18 protein-coding genes are annotated in these 15,312 nt (G+C 49.0%); 6 read left to right on the top strand and 12 right to left on the bottom strand.

The annotated features are described in order from the left end of the window. Positions 1 to 71: 71 nt before the first annotated feature. Together CCE92_RS05180 and CCE92_RS05175 are read right to left on the bottom strand one after the other, a co-directional pair. Positions 72 to 854, bottom strand: a complete 783-nt coding sequence (locus tag CCE92_RS05180) for a PAS domain S-box protein (RefSeq protein ID WP_088006464.1) — start codon at positions 852 to 854, stop codon at positions 72 to 74. Between the two features lie 160 nt (positions 855 to 1,014). Continuing rightward, positions 1,015 to 1,566, bottom strand: a complete 552-nt coding sequence (locus tag CCE92_RS05175; protein ID WP_162287815.1) for a ribonuclease FAU-1 family protein — start codon at positions 1,564 to 1,566, stop codon at positions 1,015 to 1,017. A gap of 126 nt (positions 1,567 to 1,692) precedes the next feature. On the opposite strand from CCE92_RS05175, the gene corA reads away from it, so the two are divergent. Then, complete coding sequence (gene corA / locus CCE92_RS05170) at positions 1,693 to 2,649, top strand: magnesium/cobalt transporter CorA (protein WP_088006462.1); 957 nt, start codon at positions 1,693 to 1,695, stop codon at positions 2,647 to 2,649. Between the two features lie 27 nt (positions 2,650 to 2,676). Here the strand turns inward: corA and CCE92_RS05165 are convergent, their stop codons facing one another. From CCE92_RS05165 to CCE92_RS05155, 3 genes are all read right to left on the bottom strand, one after another. After that, a complete protein-coding gene (locus CCE92_RS05165; RefSeq protein ID WP_162287814.1) occupies positions 2,677 to 3,570 on the bottom strand; it encodes a DMT family transporter in 894 nt (297 codons plus the stop codon). Between the two features lie 43 nt (positions 3,571 to 3,613). After that, on the bottom strand, positions 3,614 to 4,459 hold the full coding sequence (locus CCE92_RS05160; protein ID WP_088006460.1) for a hypothetical protein: 846 nt from the start codon (positions 4,457 to 4,459) through the stop codon (positions 3,614 to 3,616). A gap of 66 nt (positions 4,460 to 4,525) precedes the next feature. After that, positions 4,526 to 5,014: a hypothetical protein gene (locus CCE92_RS05155; protein WP_088006459.1), complete on the bottom strand. Its 489-nt coding sequence runs from the start codon at positions 5,012 to 5,014 to the stop codon at positions 4,526 to 4,528. A gap of 103 nt (positions 5,015 to 5,117) precedes the next feature. On the opposite strand from CCE92_RS05155, the gene CCE92_RS15815 reads away from it, so the two are divergent. After that, entirely contained in the window at positions 5,118 to 5,258 is a 141-nt protein-coding gene (locus tag CCE92_RS15815) for a hypothetical protein (protein WP_155522827.1), read from the top strand. 49 nt (positions 5,259 to 5,307) lie between these two features. Here the strand turns inward: CCE92_RS15815 and CCE92_RS05150 are convergent, their stop codons facing one another. Continuing rightward, entirely contained in the window at positions 5,308 to 7,203 is a 1,896-nt protein-coding gene (locus tag CCE92_RS05150) for a M6 family metalloprotease domain-containing protein (protein ID WP_088006458.1), read from the bottom strand. Positions 7,204 to 7,524: 321 nt separating this feature from the next. After that, positions 7,525 to 8,304 carry an SDR family oxidoreductase gene (locus CCE92_RS05145; RefSeq protein ID WP_088006457.1) on the bottom strand — a complete coding sequence of 260 codons (780 nt, stop codon included), beginning with the start codon at positions 8,302 to 8,304 and terminating at the stop codon, positions 7,525 to 7,527. Between the two features lie 309 nt (positions 8,305 to 8,613). Between CCE92_RS05145 and CCE92_RS05140 the strand changes: the two genes are divergently transcribed. Continuing rightward, positions 8,614 to 10,353, top strand: coding sequence for a DUF2339 domain-containing protein (locus CCE92_RS05140; protein ID WP_162287813.1), 1,740 nt, complete (start codon positions 8,614 to 8,616; stop codon positions 10,351 to 10,353). Between the two features lie 99 nt (positions 10,354 to 10,452). Here the strand turns inward: CCE92_RS05140 and CCE92_RS05135 are convergent, their stop codons facing one another. The 5 genes from CCE92_RS05135 to CCE92_RS05115 all read right to left on the bottom strand — a co-directional run bounded on the left by CCE92_RS05135 (position 10,453) and on the right by CCE92_RS05115 (position 12,716). Continuing rightward, positions 10,453 to 10,755 (bottom strand): TIGR04104 family putative zinc finger protein, encoded by a 303-nt coding sequence (locus CCE92_RS05135; protein WP_088006455.1) that lies wholly within the window; start codon positions 10,753 to 10,755, stop codon positions 10,453 to 10,455. Between the two features lie 21 nt (positions 10,756 to 10,776). Further along, complete coding sequence (locus tag CCE92_RS05130; protein ID WP_088006454.1) at positions 10,777 to 11,337, bottom strand: histidine phosphatase family protein; 561 nt, start codon at positions 11,335 to 11,337, stop codon at positions 10,777 to 10,779. 21 nt (positions 11,338 to 11,358) lie between these two features. Continuing rightward, a complete protein-coding gene (locus CCE92_RS05125) occupies positions 11,359 to 11,898 on the bottom strand; it encodes a GNAT family N-acetyltransferase (protein WP_088006453.1) in 540 nt (179 codons plus the stop codon). 78 nt (positions 11,899 to 11,976) lie between these two features. Beyond that, the gene (locus tag CCE92_RS05120) at positions 11,977 to 12,378 is read right to left on the bottom strand and encodes a hypothetical protein (RefSeq protein ID WP_088006452.1); all 402 of its coding nucleotides are present in this window, start codon (positions 12,376 to 12,378) and stop codon (positions 11,977 to 11,979) included. Between the two features lie 137 nt (positions 12,379 to 12,515). After that, on the bottom strand, positions 12,516 to 12,716 hold the full coding sequence (locus CCE92_RS05115) for a hypothetical protein (RefSeq protein ID WP_088006451.1): 201 nt from the start codon (positions 12,714 to 12,716) through the stop codon (positions 12,516 to 12,518). A 119-nt stretch (positions 12,717 to 12,835) separates the two neighbouring features. On the opposite strand from CCE92_RS05115, the gene CCE92_RS05110 reads away from it, so the two are divergent. The 3 genes from CCE92_RS05110 to CCE92_RS05100 all read left to right on the top strand — a co-directional run bounded on the left by CCE92_RS05110 (position 12,836) and on the right by CCE92_RS05100 (position 15,288). After that, positions 12,836 to 13,156, top strand: a complete 321-nt coding sequence (locus CCE92_RS05110; RefSeq protein ID WP_088006450.1) for an ArsR/SmtB family transcription factor — start codon at positions 12,836 to 12,838, stop codon at positions 13,154 to 13,156. A 401-nt stretch (positions 13,157 to 13,557) separates the two neighbouring features. After that, complete coding sequence (locus CCE92_RS05105; protein WP_088006449.1) at positions 13,558 to 14,568, top strand: acyltransferase family protein; 1,011 nt, start codon at positions 13,558 to 13,560, stop codon at positions 14,566 to 14,568. Between the two features lie 42 nt (positions 14,569 to 14,610). Continuing rightward, entirely contained in the window at positions 14,611 to 15,288 is a 678-nt protein-coding gene (locus CCE92_RS05100; RefSeq protein ID WP_088006448.1) for a type 1 glutamine amidotransferase domain-containing protein, read from the top strand. Positions 15,289 to 15,312: the final 24 nt, after the last annotated feature.

Genomic DNA, 15,312 nt, shown 5'->3' with positions numbered 1-15,312 from the left:
AGCTGAAACCGATGGGTTCGGCACAGTGGTTCTCTTCTCTATGGTCTGCATCCGGCCTTGCACGCTTTCCTTTACTGCCCTTCAGTTGCCAGCCGGCTCAGCGCCTGCTTCACTGTTGCCATCGTCCGAAGAGAAGCGATCCCGTCGCATGCTTCCACGGCTTTTTTCGCCATTTCCGGCCGCAATCCCGTACAGACAGGTGAAACACCAAGGAGTTTCAGCGTCGAATCGATTTTATACATGAAATCCACAACTGTGTCGTCGATTGTATAAATCCCTGAAAAATCGAGGATCAGGTAGTTCAGCTGTTTACCCTGCACTTGTTTCGGAATCATTTCAAGAAGGTGGGCGATGCGCATTTCGTCCATATCCCCCACGAACGGAACGACGGAAATCCCTTCAGATACCGGCACAACCGGGGTCCCGACTTCGATCACAGATTTCCGGAGCCTTTTTTCTGCCGCTTTGCGCTCAGATACATCCCGGACAATCGACTGAATGGCGGGACGGTCGCCGAAAGTCGTCGGATGGCAGTACAGCTCCACATCAGCGAGCGTGCCGTCCGCTTTGAAGAGTACCGCTTCCAAGAGCTCCCCGACTTCGTTCTCTCCCGCAACACGCTGAATTCGTTTTGCGATGGATTCCCGGATCGAAACCGGAAAAATTTCAATCACATTCGCACCGATTATTTCTTCTTTCGGTGCGCCGAGGAATGCGGCACCGGGTTCATTTATATAAAGAACCTTATGGTCCGCATGAATGATGGTCGTTTCATACGAACACTCCACGATTTGACGGTACATTTCTTCTCTCTCTTTGCTGGGGATCCTGCTGTCCGCCGGTTTTCCAACCATGTTCCCACCTCATTTCCCAAATTATCCTTCTATATTTTAATGGTAACCTTTTCTAGCTGCTTTTCCAACCTTCATCGCCATTCTTTCCATTCTCCGCAAGAAAAGCCTTCAAAAGTCGCCGATTGCAAACCGAAATACCGGTCTCTTTCCGAAACCGGTCTCACTGAGTCTTCAGCTTCTCCATCAATTCCTGGTAATGGGCTTTTGCCACTTTCAGCAGCTCAAATTCTCCGTTTTCTACCGCTGCGTAAAGTCTGTCAAGTTCTTTCCAGGCAGTCGAATACAAGTCTTCCCCAATGACCCCTTTTTCCAACGCTTCTTCCAAGTCTTTTGTATCCGCCTGGATCACTTCGCCGTCCGGCAGGATGATAATGTCCAAAAACAAGTCCTCCATATAAGGCCGGCCGTTTTCTGTGGCGTTCTGTCTGCAGACATCGACATACCACTGAACGACTTCACCCTGATCATCGAACATCGTCGTCAGGGAAAACCGCTTGTCGTCCGGGAAATGCTGCACCCATACATAGCCGTCATCCAGCACTTTCACATCTTTCCCCCGGTAAGTGAAGACGAGCGGTTCCGTCACTTGCAATGCCTGCAGCAGAGTGACATGTCCCGAAAATCCGTGGTCGTCCTCCTTCACCATTTTTGCTGTTTCTTTCCGCTGGATCCGTTCCCAGCCATCCCGGTCCCCGAACTTTTTCTCAAGCATATTAATCCCTCCTGTCTTCTTTTTACCCTTAAAATCACGGGAATACCCTTCAGCCTCGGTGGAATAAATCATCGCACGGAATTTTATGATAAACTGAGGTTCAATGAAAAAAGAAGGTGTAACTGTATGATCAATATTCTCGGAATCACAGAAGAAAATGAGTTAGTGACGGACCTGTCAGTAGATACTTTCCGTTTTGATGACTTTAAATGGGTCTGGGCGGACTTCGATCAGCCGACGGATGAGGAACTTTACCACCTTGCCTATACATTCCGATTCCATCCGCTGGCCATTGAGGATTGCATCCACCGTCTCCAGCGGCCGAAACTCGATTACTATGACGACCATACTTTTTATGCGACTCATACGGTACGTGCCGGAGAAAAAGAGACCTTGAAGGAAGAGGTCGATTTCTTCGTCGGCGACCGGTTCATCGTCACATTCCATAATACGCCGGCCGACGAAGTAGCTTATGTCCGGAAACGGCTGATCGGCATGCAGCTGCTGGATAAGTGGGACCCGTATTATGTCTTTTATCAGATCCTCGACAAAATCGTGGACAATTATTTTCCGCTGATGTATGCCATTGAAGATGATCTCGACCGGATTGAAGACAACACAAAAAACACATCGATGGACCACCTGATGGAAGACCTGTTCGATGCGCGCTACATGCTGCTCGGCCTAATGCATACCATCCATCCGATGCGGGACCTCCTGTACCGCATGATGAACTCCCACCACCTCGCGGAGATCCGGGAACGGCGGGAGTACTTTTCAGACATTTACGACCACTTGCTTAAGCTTTCAGAAATGGTCACCGCCAACCGGGAAATCACAGCGGATATACGCGACAGCTATTTATCGCTCAATTCCCATCAGACGAACAACGTCATGAAAGTGCTGACCATCATCACATCCATCTTCGCTCCGCTCACGTTCATCGTCGGGATTTACGGAATGAATTTCGAGAATATGCCGGAGCTCACTTGGCAATACGGCTATTTCATGGTGCTCGCCATCATGGTGATCCTAGCCATCGGTATGTATCTCTGGTTCCGCCGGCTCGGCTGGTTCAAGTAGCGGTGCCCGTGCGCCGGGCAGTGGCTGTCAGTCCGACGCCCTCTTCGCTCCTTGTGCCGCAGTTCCACGATAACTCGCAAGGAGAGCACCGGTGATGGTGATGATGCCGCCGGCCAGCGTCAAAACAGCCAGTTCTTCATTCAGCAGCACAAGTCCGAAGACAACCGTCCAGACAGGCAGTAAGTTGATGAACGGCGCAGCTGTCCCTGCGCCGACCACCCGGACTCCTGCATTCCATGCAAGATAGGCGATGACGGAAGCGAATGTGCTGACATAAAGGATTGCGAGAATGGCAGCAGCGTCCAAATGAACCGCCTGCGGATCAACAGTGCCGATGCAGCTGAAAGCGCTAAGCACTGTGCCGTACACAGCAGCACCGGCAGTCAGCGTGAGCGGATCCGTTTTCCGTCCGTAGTATTTTCCATAAACGGTATACAATGCCCAGGCGATGCACGCCAGCAGGATTGCAAACTGTCCGGTGAAAGAGTCATCCGTATCCCTTCCCTGCATTCCCTGGAACAGCAGGATGACGCCAAAAATCGAAATCCCGGTGCCGATCCAAGCTCTCATGCTGATTTTTTCTTTCAGGATCAGCGGCGTAAACAGCAGAATCGCGACAGGAATGCCAGCTGTAATCATTCCTGCGGATGAGGCGCTGATGGACTGAAGCCCTGCATAGACAAGTGTTGAAAAAGCGAAAACGCCGAAAAAACCGAGAATGAAGAATTCCTTCCACATAGAAAGAAGTGGAAGAGACTTCCTTTTAACCAGCAGGATTGCCCACAGCAGGACGGAAGAAATGGCCCAGCGGATCGTATTCAATAAAGTCGGAGGCAGGGCATCGGCGAGAAACCGGCCGCAGATGTAATTGCCGCCCCAGAGCATCGTTGCTAAGACCAAAAAGGCAATTCCTTTTTTCATCGAGTCACTTCTTTCTATTTTTCCAAATTGTAACATATCTTTTTCATCCCTGAACATCCAGCGCAAATACAAATTGTGCGGTTCCCTGTTTCCAGAAAGCCGTCAACTGAAAGACGGTGACCCCTTCAAAATCCGAAAGATCCGGTTCGTCCAATATCGGTAAGTCACTGCCATCCTTTTTCCATACTTCCATATCCACCTTGTTCGGTTCAAGATTGAAATCGAATGAGAGTTCTTCGCTCGATTCGACCGGCAGCGGAGCCAGAGAAGCTATTACCTCCTTCCTTGGCAGCGCCAGCGAACTGATGCTGATCTTCCCACCGGATGGGTCAGTATGCGTCCACTCATACATACCTGCACCGATAGTCATCACTTCATTTCCTGCATGAACCAGCAAATCCGGCGGCCGGCGAAAAGATTCGGCAATACTTGTTTCCTCATTTGAGTCATTTACAAAGAAACCGAATCCGTAATTGCCGGTCCCTTGTTCCCACCGTGCGGACAGATGCACGACATAATAGCCTTCCTGATCAGGGACGGAGATTGTTCCGTCCTTAAATTCAATAGGCACGGACTGTTCCATTCCGCTCCATAGCTCGGCAGCAAGTGTGCCGGGAATCGGTTCACGGTCAAACTCAAATCGGATGACGTCAGTTGTTGAAAGTGCCGGAGCCTTTTCCCGGTCACCCATCTCGAAAGCGGAGGTATAGACCATATCGGCACACATTGAATTGATGAATCCGTCCCAGCAGTAAGAGCCTTCCCTCACTTCCAGCGCTTCTCCGTTCGCCGTAACTTCGGGAATAGGATGTGCCTGCGAATCCGCGTAAGCGTTATACCCCCAAATCCCTAAGAAGAGAAGTCCTAATAAACCGATCGATTTCCACATAGTCAGTCCCCTCTCCGATTAGTTCAGAAGATAACCAGTTCCCCTTTCACATTACTACGTTACGGTTCAACGCTGCACATCCACTGCAAAAGAATAATTGCCTTTTCCATGTTCCCATTCTGCAATGACATTGAATACAGTAACACCATTCAAACCCTCCAGTTCAATTTCACCTGGAAGCGTGATCACTTCGCCATTCTCCCGCCAGATTTCGGTTCGATACCTGAGCGGCTCTTCTTCGAATAGAAGATCCACTTCAGCGCCGGAAGGCACTTGAGATGGAGATTCCATATCGACAAGGTCTGTTGGTGCACCGCCGGATGCCTCCGTCGAAACAAAACCGCCATTTTCATCCAGGTGAGTCCAGGAATAGGAACCAGGAAAGACAGGAATTTTCATTCCAGCAGCATTGACTTCCAAATCCGGCGGTGTTTCAGAAGATGGCATCTCCAAATCCGTTCCAGGAATTTCAGAAGACACCGGAGATGTTTCTTCTGAAATCCCGCATCCGCTCAGCATAGCAGCTATGGTTGTGATGGCGAAAAATTTCCTCATACCGGCCCCACCTCTCTTTACCCATTAGACTGGAAACCGTAAGAAAAGTTACAATAAGGAAAATAATTTACATGTAAATCTCTTTGAAGTTGGGAGGGAAAGAATGAAGCACAATCGGGATAGAAATCGCGACAGTGACATCGGGAAAGGCGACGACACCTATAACCGCGCATTTTTCGGATTCCCGACATGGGGCGGATTGATTGTTGTGGTGATCATTGTTTTATATTTTCTCTTCAGATAATTAGAAAATCCCGGTCCTGAGGAAACTCAAGACCGGGATTTTCACATTATTACTTAGATTTTTTTGCTCCAGTGTTAACAGCTGTCTCTTTATAAGAGAAATTCGCTGTGATAGAGCCGTCTTCATTTTCTTTAATATCCGTTACATGGATTCCCGTGTCTCCAGGAACCGCACCGCTGTCTTGCCAGAAGTAGTAAGAACCGGAATGGACATTGCTGGATACAGGCGTCAGTTCTTCACCTTCATTGAAGAAGTCACCCGCGTCACCGCGGTTTACGTACTTCTCAAGGTCGTAATTGCCGTCAGCCTGGACGACAGAGAGACCGTAGTGTGTGATTTTCGAACCATCAGAAGCAAATGCAGACTCATTGTACTGAAAGCGCTTGTTCATGTAGTTAGCGACGTTGTTTACGCGCAGTCCGGCTGTTTGATATTTAGAGATGACATTTTCATCAACGTGCCAAGCGACCAGTCCTTCAGAATCTGCACCCTGCCGGATTAAGCCTTTATTGAAGCCTTCTTGCTGGATGTTTTCGAATAGGAAGTATTCTGTGCCATTCGAGCCAGGGACTTCCATCTTGACGATGCCGTTCGTTGCTGTCGCTGCGTTGATCGGCGGCAGTGTGATTTCCTGTACACCTTCCTGCGGTGTCACTTCGATTGGTTCAGACCAGCCGAGGAAGATTTTCGAGAATGGATCGAATGCTGTCGGCGAGTTGCCTGAATATGCTGCAGCATTCGGATAACGCATCCATGATCCGCCAGCCATCATCGAGTAGTTCCCGACGCCTTGTGACGTGTAAGTAGTGTCGTAGAAATCAGGCAGTCCGAGCGCATGGCCGAATTCGTGTGCATACACGCCCGCCTGTGCCGGGAATGGACCTTCTTTCAGCTCGTCTTTGTATCCGCCTGTGGCCAGGTCGTAACCGGCGACGTTACCGCCGATGCCCGGCTGCATGTTGTACGTGTTAACCGTTACACCATCATATGTCAAATCAGATTCAACTGCTGTTGCCCACGCTTCCCATTCAGCATCCGAGACTTTTCCGTCTCTGTCTGCATCCGCAGCCACGAATCCTGTCTCATAGTATTTGCCATAGTACAGCGCGCTCAAGAGACCCCATTTGTGCGACCAGAACTGTGCCGGGTCGCGGCTGAATTCCGCCCCTGTCCCTTCGTGTACGATGAATACAGAAGGAACTTCAGACTCACCCGTTTCTTCGTTTTTTACTGCATATTGAGAGAAATCAACTTGCTCATCCGCTGCTTTCAGCAAATCGCGGACGAATTCACCTGTATGCGCATCCCCGTTGACGTTGCCGTACTTGTAGGCGCCGCCTTCAGCATGCTTACCAGTCTGATCCAAGTAGTATGAAGCGCCATGCGGGAGTTCCACCCAGACGTATTCCGTATTTTCTTTCCGGACGAGATTGATGCGGTCATCGCTTGATTCCTTATAGATGTTCTGCATCGTGCTGTTTGTCGGAGCCGGCACTCCGTCTGGAGATACTGCATATTTTTCGAACTGCGGAAGTTCGTAAGGATTGTACTCTGTGCCAAAGATCAAATCCTCATAATACTTGGCCGGAACTTGCCCTTCCATATCGCCTACTGGTTCATCGCTATCCGCATATTTCGCCAGGATTACGAGAACTGGAACGTCTCCTGTCGCATGCTTATATGCAACATGGTTATCGCCAGCCTGCTGGAACTTAGTCCCTACATTCTGGATTTTCTCAGCCGGGTCCGCTTTGGACACATCCACGCCGAGTTCTTTTGCTTTTTGTGCAAGTTCCGGAGAAGCTCCCACGTAGTGGGCGAGTTCCAAACCGTGTTTCGCTTCCGGCTGTACCGCTGCGGAATCACTCGTTCCCGCTGTGCCTGCAAATACGGCTGTTCCGGCTAACGCTGCTGCCAGCGCTGATGTCGATAAGACTTTGATCAAATTGTCCATTCCTCTCTGATGTATGGGATTTTTTCTGCCTGTTTACAAGTATAAAAAGATTCTGTGTATTTTAAATGGTATAATAGTTATGTTTTCAAACAAATCAAACTAGTCTTATTCCTCATTTTTGAATTACTAGGAATTTTACCGATTAGCAGAAAGTTATAACAGTTCATCTTTTTTTCTCCTTTATTTACAAATCAAACTCCTTTTTATTACAGTCCTCGGAGAAAAAATTATGGGTTGTTCATCGAAGCCCTTCCCCAATTTCACCTAAAAAATTCACCATGGCATAAAATGATTCCTTAAAAGTATTTCCGCTTAGCCCCATCGTTTGAATCCGCCCTCTGAATGAATGATCTGTCCGGTTATCCAGCTCCCTTCCTCGCTTGCGAGAAATTTCACAGCTTTCGCCGCGTCCTCTGGCTCACCTATCCGGCCGAATGGAAACAGCAGATGCAGTTCCTGTTTTATTTCATCGGTCATCCAACCGGTATCCGTCGGTCCCGGGTTCACTGCGTTAACTGTTATCCCGAGCGGTGCAAGTTCCGCGGATAGTGAGACAGTCAACGCATCCACAGCTCCTTTTGTTGCTGCATATGCCAGTTCCCCCGGCACCGGTCCTTGAAATTGGCCAGATGTAATATTTATTATTCTTCCCCCTGATTTTTCCTTGAAGTTTTTAGCGAATTGGCTGCTAAGCAATGCAGTTGCCCGGATATTCACTCGGTAATGTTTATCCAATTCCTCCGCCGTCAGATTTGAATAATCGCCCGGTGTTGAATAGGCGGCATTATTCACTAAAATATCGGACCTTCCGAACTGTTCTTCGACTTTGTTCATCAGTTTTGCTGGTGCATCGGCTTCTAACAGGTCCAATTCCATGCAATTCACTTTTGCGCCCGTTTTCTCCAACTCTCTCTTCAACTTCTCTGGTTCATCGGAACTCAGCTGCCAAGGCATTTCGCGGTCATATTCGGTCCAATATGTATAAAAGATATGGCACCCGCTTTGGGCCAGTTCTCTGCAGATCGCTGCACCGATTCCTTTTAGGCGACTTGCTCCCGTGACGACTGCCACTTTACCTGTAAGTTCCGCCAATTGAATCTCTCCCTCGTTTAATAAAATCAACTAAAGCCTCAGTAGCCGGGCCGCCGCTGTTTTCCGCCATTCAGCGTCGAACGGGGGCTTTCAGCTTTACTATTCGACTTATTGTCCTGGATGACCTGTTTTTAAAGCAGACTGCCTATTCATCCATTTTTCGTTCTCATGAATCTTTTCAGCTGGAAAACCAGTCTATTTCCATAAGAATGTTTTTTAATATTCAGCTGCTCAATCAAGACGGAAAATTAGCAGACTTTCCTTGTGAAATTCAGGAAAATGAAGAAAGAAACCGAAAGGGGAAGGAACATGTCGGAACAGAAAATTTTTGAACTGGAAAAGCGCATCGCCGCTTTAGAGCAGCAAGTGGCCGAACTCAAAAACATCGGTCATCCAGCCAAGCCAACACATACCTATGATCAGCCTGTCCGAACGGATAAGCCCTCCTGGCAGTTCAGCAGAAATCCGAAACCGATCCGGGAAGATCCGATCGACTGGGAAAAGCGAATCGGACAGGTATGGCTGCCGCGAATCTTCATCTTCGTCTTACTGCTCGGTGTCATCTGGGCATTCAAAGCGGCAGCCGACAACAGCCTGATCACCGAACCGGTCCGGGTGCTGCTCGGATTCGCAGCCGCAGCGGGTCTGGCTTTCCTCGGAGACCGGCAGATATCGGGAAATCGGAAAGTGCTCGGGATCACCTTGCTGAGCGGTGCGGTGACGACATTCATTTTGAGCACATTCGCGGCTCATGTGCTCTACAGCTTCATCTCCATTTATCCCGCAATGGTGCTGAACGTACTCGGAATCGCCGGCGGTGTTTATTTCACCGTCCGCCACAAATCACAGGCACTCGGAATCCTGGTGGCGGCCGGCGGCTATCTCGTGCCGTTCCTTCTCGAGAACGAACAGGGCAATGTCTATTTATTCGCCGCATATGTGTTCCTTCTGTATATGTCGCTGTTCGCCCTGTCATTAAAAGAACGGTTTATCATACTGCTGTATTCGTCCATCGTTTTCCTGCATTTGACGTATTCCGCGTATGCCGCCTTTTCGGGTTTCGGGCTGGCGCCTGCTGAACTCATCACATCGCTGAAAGTCATTGCCGTATCCGTGCTGCTCCAGCAGTTGATCACACTTGCAGTCCTCGCGAAATTCGACCGGTTCCATTCGCAGGAATTCCCGCTGCTCTTTTCAAGTGCGGCTGTCACGCTCCCCTGGCTTTATGTGGCCTTCAATTCCCGGCCAGCGCAATTTCAGGGCGCGGCATATGTCGACTTTTCAAACGATTTCTTCACAGCTTATGACGGATTCTGGATCGGCCTTTTTCTCTTTTACACCGCACTGTCGCTCCTTTCCGTCAGGAATAAAACCGGCGGGAAACTGGTTTTATTCAGTTCGGTCGCTGTCTTCATCTTATCGGTCGGTCTTTTCCGCCTGATCGATATGTATGAACTGAAAGCGGTCTTCCTGGTCGAGTCGGTCATCCTTTACTATCTCGCCATCACCATCAACAGCCGGTTCCAGCGGGCGGGGGCCTTCCTTCTGCTGTTCTTCAGCGGCTGGATGACGATTGAGGAAGGCCTCCTGATGGAGCGGGTGTGGTCATTTGAAACACTGACGTTCCTGATCCTTCTCGCAGCACTTGGTACGATATACCGGCTGTTTAACGACAGAGACACAATTATCAGCAGCGATTCCAGAAAAACCGGCAGACTCCTTCTTGGCTCGTCTCTTGTCGGGACACTTCTCGTCTTCCTGACCGTTGTGGCGGACGTCGGACTTCAGGCGTACAGCGGGAATTTGCAGAGCATGGGGGTTTCTGTCGTCTGGGGACTGTTCTCGATCAGCTCCGTGTTTTACGGCATGAAAACAGGCAACAGGAAGATCCGCATTTTCGGCATTGCGCTGATTTTTGTCACTTTACTGAAACTGCTGTTCGTCGACATGCATTTCGTTTCGATCGTCATCCGCTCATTCCTCTTCATCACACTGGGGGTCATCGGTATTGTGATGTCGAGAATGTTTTATGCAGCGAAGACAGAATAGCCTGGGGACAGGCAGAAAAACACCTTCCGGCTCGTAATTGCGGAAGGTGTTTCCTGTGTACAGGCATGGTCATGCCATCATTTCTCCTGTTATTTCTTTTCACCAAAGCGGCTGCTCTTCGCTTGTCAGTTCCATGGCAAACGGCAGCAGGGCGATGACAATCACTACAATGGCCGCTGCCATGTACAGGTGGTCCAGAATGTCCACTTCCGCAGCTGTTCCCCACAAGAGGACGGCAACGGCCGGCGCAACCGACAAAAAACTCATTCGGCGCCTCGAGGAAGGTGTGACATATTGCTTCACTCCGCAGAAACGACAGCGCTTGCCGCCGATAAGGAACCATGACTTTAAGAAGGCATCCCGCCACGGCCATCTTCTGCCGCAATTATCGCATTTCGGCATAGGATTTCCATTCCTTTCTTCTTACAAGTCTTGCCACATTCTTTCACAGCCAATCATCCGGAGTCCATTGAACGTTAAACGATAGATGTCCGGCATAGTAAGCTGTTTCCAAAATTCAAATCCGCACTGTGGATCATAATAATTCATGATCAGCACCATCAAATTCCCGTGGGTTCCGATGACGATTGTTCCCCCTTCAAAATGCTTTATGACATCTTCAAAAGCGGCAACGCCTCTTTGCTGGGCTGAATCGTTCGATTCACCGCCCGGCCATGCAAAACCGGGTTCCGTCCAGACTTTATGAATTGCCGTGTCAAAATCCTGTACCGCTCCTTCTGCAAGCTGTCTTTCACGCAAGCCTTCCACCATCCGGATGGGGAGTCCCCGTTCCAGCGCGACCCCTTCGACTGTCTGGACAGCCCGCAAGTATGGACTCGACACCACATGGTCCACGCTGACGCCGGTTAATGAATCCGTCACTTTATCGGCTTCTTTCCGCCCTTTTTCAGATAATGGCCGGGACCGTTCTTCGAGTGTATAGATAGAATGCGCGTGGCGGACAAGATACACTTCTGTTTCCATGCTGATCCTCCTGGTTTACTGTTACCGGCCCTCTTTTTTTCTGTCCCCGTCCAAAAAGCAGCCCCTCAGTTCTTGTTTTCCGCTACAGATAAAATCCTGCAGCTTTTTCTGCATTTTTACGAATTCGTATTCCCCGCCATTCGTTTTCTGCAGGAAGGTGGTTTCCCTGATGAAACCCATCTTTTTATAAAGCCGGATGGCACGCTGGTTGAATGAAGCGACGGACAATGTCACACGGGAAAAGCAAAACTGTTTCTTAGCAAATGACAGTCCCTCTTCCACGAATGCCGCCCCGATTCCTTGTCCTGTCAGGTCCGGCCGCAAACCGAGCCCGATTTCGATTGCTTCATTGTTCACTTGACTGATACTGAAGAAACCGGAGAGCCCATGTATGGAATGACCCGCAAAAACCGTCCCATCCCGTTCTGCCGGATCCAGGAATTCCGCCAGATCCTCTTCATCCGCTTCCACATCGTAGAAGGCATACACGCCATCATAATGCCAGCCGAAAGCGATCTCTTCCGCTTCTTCCTGGCTCATTTCCCTGAACTCAAATTCCATGATGCCCTTCCTTTCCTTACAAGTTCAGTATACTAAAAAAAGAGTGGCTGGTTCATATGCGAATCAGCCACTCTGCTGTCACTCAGTCGTAACATACTCCTGAAATTCTGAAGTCGCCCTAAATTTGATCTCCTTGATCAATTCATCTTTTGAAATTACCGCATTGCCTTTCATCTCAACCTCTGTAACGGACCCATCCGGACTAGTCCCTTTCAGAACAGCTGTGATTCTGTATGGTGTGGAATCGAATGACGAATCCGGCGCTTTTTGGTTTACAATTTCAACCGACAGAACGTCGAACACTTTACCGGACCGTTTTGCAGGAAATTCCGTGAAGAACGCTGTTGCCCTGGCTTCGAACTTTTCATAACCGGCTTTCATGAAATAATCTTGGAATTGCGTTTTCACGTAATCGTTCATTTTTTGGATTGCAGACGTCCCCGTGACAACGCCGGGTTCTCCTTGTCCGAATTGCTCCATTGCTTCTTTATCCGCCTGTCTTTTTCGCCTTTATCCATCCCGCCCCTCCTTCCGCTGTTAATAGTTAGACAAAAATGAGAGTTTTTGGGTTTCATTTTCAAAAAAACCTTCAGACTCGAAGTCTGAAGGAGATCCTTCTATTTTTCCCGCGCTTCCTGCCGCTTCTTTCCTTCCAAAAATAGGGTTAAGTACGCGATTGCCGTAAAGCCAGTCATTCCGAACACCATGGCGATTTTATCTTCACGGAAACTTTCCGCAGTGCTGTAGCCAGTCAAAAGACTTGTACCGACAAGTACGAATAATAACCAATGGGAGTATCTTGAGAATATTTTTTTCATCCGGTATCACTCCAAGTTTAATCTTTTTTTATTTTATCAGAATTTTTGGGTTGACGGCAGGGAATTTTCGGTTTATATTTTATTCATCAAATAAATTTGATTTAACAGGAGAGAGTTCTATGGAAATTCAATTGCAGGATGTGTCCTTGGATCTTGAATTCGAAAAGTATGAAGCGAAATTCAAAGCGCTTGCAGACCGGAAGAGACTGCAGATCTTACATTTGCTGACGAAACAGAAAAGTATCTGCGTCTGTGACTTGTCTCCACTGATCGATATGCCGCAGTCCAAACTGTCCTACCATCTGAAAATACTGCTTGATGCTGGACTGATCGTGAAAGAGACGCGGGGAACATGGAGCTATTACGGAATCGATGAAAATGAGATCAATGGTATTCTCTCAGATAAACTCTGCTGTCTGTTCAAGACGGATTGCTGCTGAATTTTTTTACGGTATTAATCAATTATTTTTGATTAATAATAATTTCGAAACGTGGAGGGATTCAATCATGTTACAGTACGAGGCACTGTTTCAGATTCAAAAAGAGGAAGTCGAGCTCCGGGCGCGCGAAGCATGGAAGTTTGAAAAGGCGCTTCCTGTCCGAAAAAGCCACCGCTCCCTTTTGGAGCGATTCCAAATGAAAAAGCAGCCTGTAGACTGCGGTTGCACCTGCGCTCCTTGCTGAATTGTTAAAAGCCGGCGAACTGCCGGCTTTTTTGTGTCATTTCCATAACTTTGTATCGTTTTGCTGACAAACCGGTTACGGTTTCATGCTTCCAGGTTTCCCGGCTTCCAAAGGGGTAAATACGTTTTGACTGAATACCTTTCCACGGAGGCAGATCATGAAAAAACGGGATCCTTACTTCGACAATGCAAAATATGTGCTGATTTTCCTTGTCGTATTCGGGCACTTGCTGACTGGCCTGAAAGAGAACCATCCTTTCTTCTATTCCATTTATGAAACCATCTATCTGTTCCATATGCCGGCTTTCATCCTGATTTCGGGTTATTTTGCGAAAGGGTTCCGGAAGCAAGGGTATTACTTGAAAATCACCAAATCCCTGCTCATTCCCTATGCGATCTTTCAGCTGATCTACTCGTTCTTTTACTTCTTTTCAGGAAAACACGAAACACTCAGTTTCACTTGGCTCGATCCTTACTGGACACTCTGGTTCTTGTTGAGTCTCTTTTTATGGAATGTTTTGCTTCCTTTATTCGCCAAATCACCAAAAATGATCATTCCCGCGGTTGCACTCGGTTTGGTCGCAGGCTGGTTTGACAGTGTCGGCAGTTTCTTGAGCCTGTCGCGTACACTGGTGTACTTTCCCCTCTTTTTAGCCGGGTACTACTTCAGCCGGCCGTTCTTTACCCAATTGCAGAGGAAGGGAGTGAGAATCGCAGCGGTGTTCGTGCTTCTGGCGGTTGCCGGCTTTAATCACTTCGCTTTGCCGAACGACATGACCGGCTGGCTGTTGGGATCGGTGTCTTACGGGACACTCGGCGCATCCTGGTGGGAAGGCACAGCATTCCGGTTTTTCTGGTATATCGGGGCTGCAGTGGCGACCGCGAGTTTCTTTGCGCTTTCACCTGCCAAAGAATCCCTGATCACCCGACTCGGCAGCAAATCGATTTTCATCTACCTGCTCCATGGCTTCGCGGTTAAATTCATCCTGTCTTTCCCAGGCGTCAGGGAAATCAGCCAACCGGCCCAACTGCCCGCACTTCTGCTGCTCACTTTTTTTGTCACGCTGCTGCTTTCCTGCCCTGCAGTGACGAAAACGACACAGCCATTCATCCAAGCACAATTCAAACCGGGGCGAAAGATTGCCGGTCCATCTAATCGGGTACAGTAACCTGCAGGGAACACACATCATTAACCAACAGGAGGGAATCGCATGGCTACTGTTCTGGCAGTACTTTCAAGCGGATACAAAGACGAAAAGAACCGGTACGAGACCGGATGGTGGGCGGAAGAATTATTCGCACCGATGCAGATTTTGGAAGAGGCGGGTCACCGTGTGGACTTAGCTTCCCCACTCGGCGGCAAACCGGCAATCGACCAGGCGAGCCTGAGCGAGGATTACGATCCCGACCGGATTTACAAGGAATTGTATGAGTCGGGGAAGGCGGACGAAACAAAGAAGTTATCAGATGTCGATTCCGCAGATTATGACGCCGTGCTGATTGTCGGCGGTCATGGTGCCATGTATGACTTGGCGAAAGATGAAGACCTGCATAGCATCATTAATGCGGTCTATGACAATGGCGGAATCGTTGCAGCGGAGTGCCACGGTCCCGCTCCGCTGATTTACACGACACGGCCGGATGGCAAAAGCATAATTGCCGGCAAAAAAGTGACCGGCTACCCGGATGAAATTGAACCGGAAGGGCTGCTGGATATTCTGCCGTTCAGCCTGGAACAGGAAATGCGGAAAATCACCGACTATGACCAAGGCGACTTGCAGCAAAAAGACCATGCCGTGTGGGCGGACGATCAGATTGTCACAAGCCGTGATCCCTTCTCTTCGGAACGGATGGGCAAAGAACTTGCAGCTGCACTCAGCAGCAGATAACGAAAGGCCGGCGGATATTCGCCG

It is taken from the genome of Indiicoccus explosivorum (assembly GCF_002167005.1).
Lineage (GTDB): Bacteria > Bacillota > Bacilli > Bacillales_A > Planococcaceae > Indiicoccus > Indiicoccus explosivorum.
The sequence above is the reverse complement of the archived record's forward strand: the minus strand, read 5'-3'. Positions and strand labels throughout refer to the sequence as shown.

Bases quoted from the DNA above. Each gene is read 5' to 3' on its own strand.
- CCE92_RS05180 (WP_088006464.1), bottom strand. From the start codon at position 854: ATGGTTGGAAAACCGGCGGACAGCAGGATCCCCAGCAAAGAGAGAGAA.
- CCE92_RS05175 (WP_162287815.1), bottom strand. From the start codon at position 1,566: ATGCTTGAGAAAAAGTTCGGGGACCGGGATGGCTGGGAACGGATCCAG.
- corA (WP_088006462.1), top strand. From the start codon at position 1,693: ATGATCAATATTCTCGGAATCACAGAAGAAAATGAGTTAGTGACGGAC.
- CCE92_RS05165 (WP_162287814.1), bottom strand. From the start codon at position 3,570: ATGAAAAAAGGAATTGCCTTTTTGGTCTTAGCAACGATGCTCTGGGGC.
- CCE92_RS05160 (WP_088006460.1), bottom strand. From the start codon at position 4,459: ATGTGGAAATCGATCGGTTTATTAGGACTTCTCTTCTTAGGGATTTGG.
- CCE92_RS05155 (WP_088006459.1), bottom strand. From the start codon at position 5,014: ATGAGGAAATTTTTCGCCATCACAACCATAGCTGCTATGCTGAGCGGA.
- CCE92_RS15815 (WP_155522827.1), top strand. From the start codon at position 5,118: ATGAAGCACAATCGGGATAGAAATCGCGACAGTGACATCGGGAAAGGC.
- CCE92_RS05140 (WP_162287813.1), top strand. From the start codon at position 8,614: ATGTCGGAACAGAAAATTTTTGAACTGGAAAAGCGCATCGCCGCTTTA.
- CCE92_RS05135 (WP_088006455.1), bottom strand. From the start codon at position 10,755: ATGCCGAAATGCGATAATTGCGGCAGAAGATGGCCGTGGCGGGATGCC.
- CCE92_RS05130 (WP_088006454.1), bottom strand. From the start codon at position 11,337: ATGGAAACAGAAGTGTATCTTGTCCGCCACGCGCATTCTATCTATACA.
- CCE92_RS05125 (WP_088006453.1), bottom strand. From the start codon at position 11,898: ATGGAATTTGAGTTCAGGGAAATGAGCCAGGAAGAAGCGGAAGAGATC.
- CCE92_RS05120 (WP_088006452.1), bottom strand. From the start codon at position 12,378: ATGGAGCAATTCGGACAAGGAGAACCCGGCGTTGTCACGGGGACGTCT.
- CCE92_RS05115 (WP_088006451.1), bottom strand. From the start codon at position 12,716: ATGAAAAAAATATTCTCAAGATACTCCCATTGGTTATTATTCGTACTT.
- CCE92_RS05110 (WP_088006450.1), top strand. From the start codon at position 12,836: ATGGAAATTCAATTGCAGGATGTGTCCTTGGATCTTGAATTCGAAAAG.
- CCE92_RS05105 (WP_088006449.1), top strand. From the start codon at position 13,558: ATGAAAAAACGGGATCCTTACTTCGACAATGCAAAATATGTGCTGATT.
- CCE92_RS05100 (WP_088006448.1), top strand. From the start codon at position 14,611: ATGGCTACTGTTCTGGCAGTACTTTCAAGCGGATACAAAGACGAAAAG.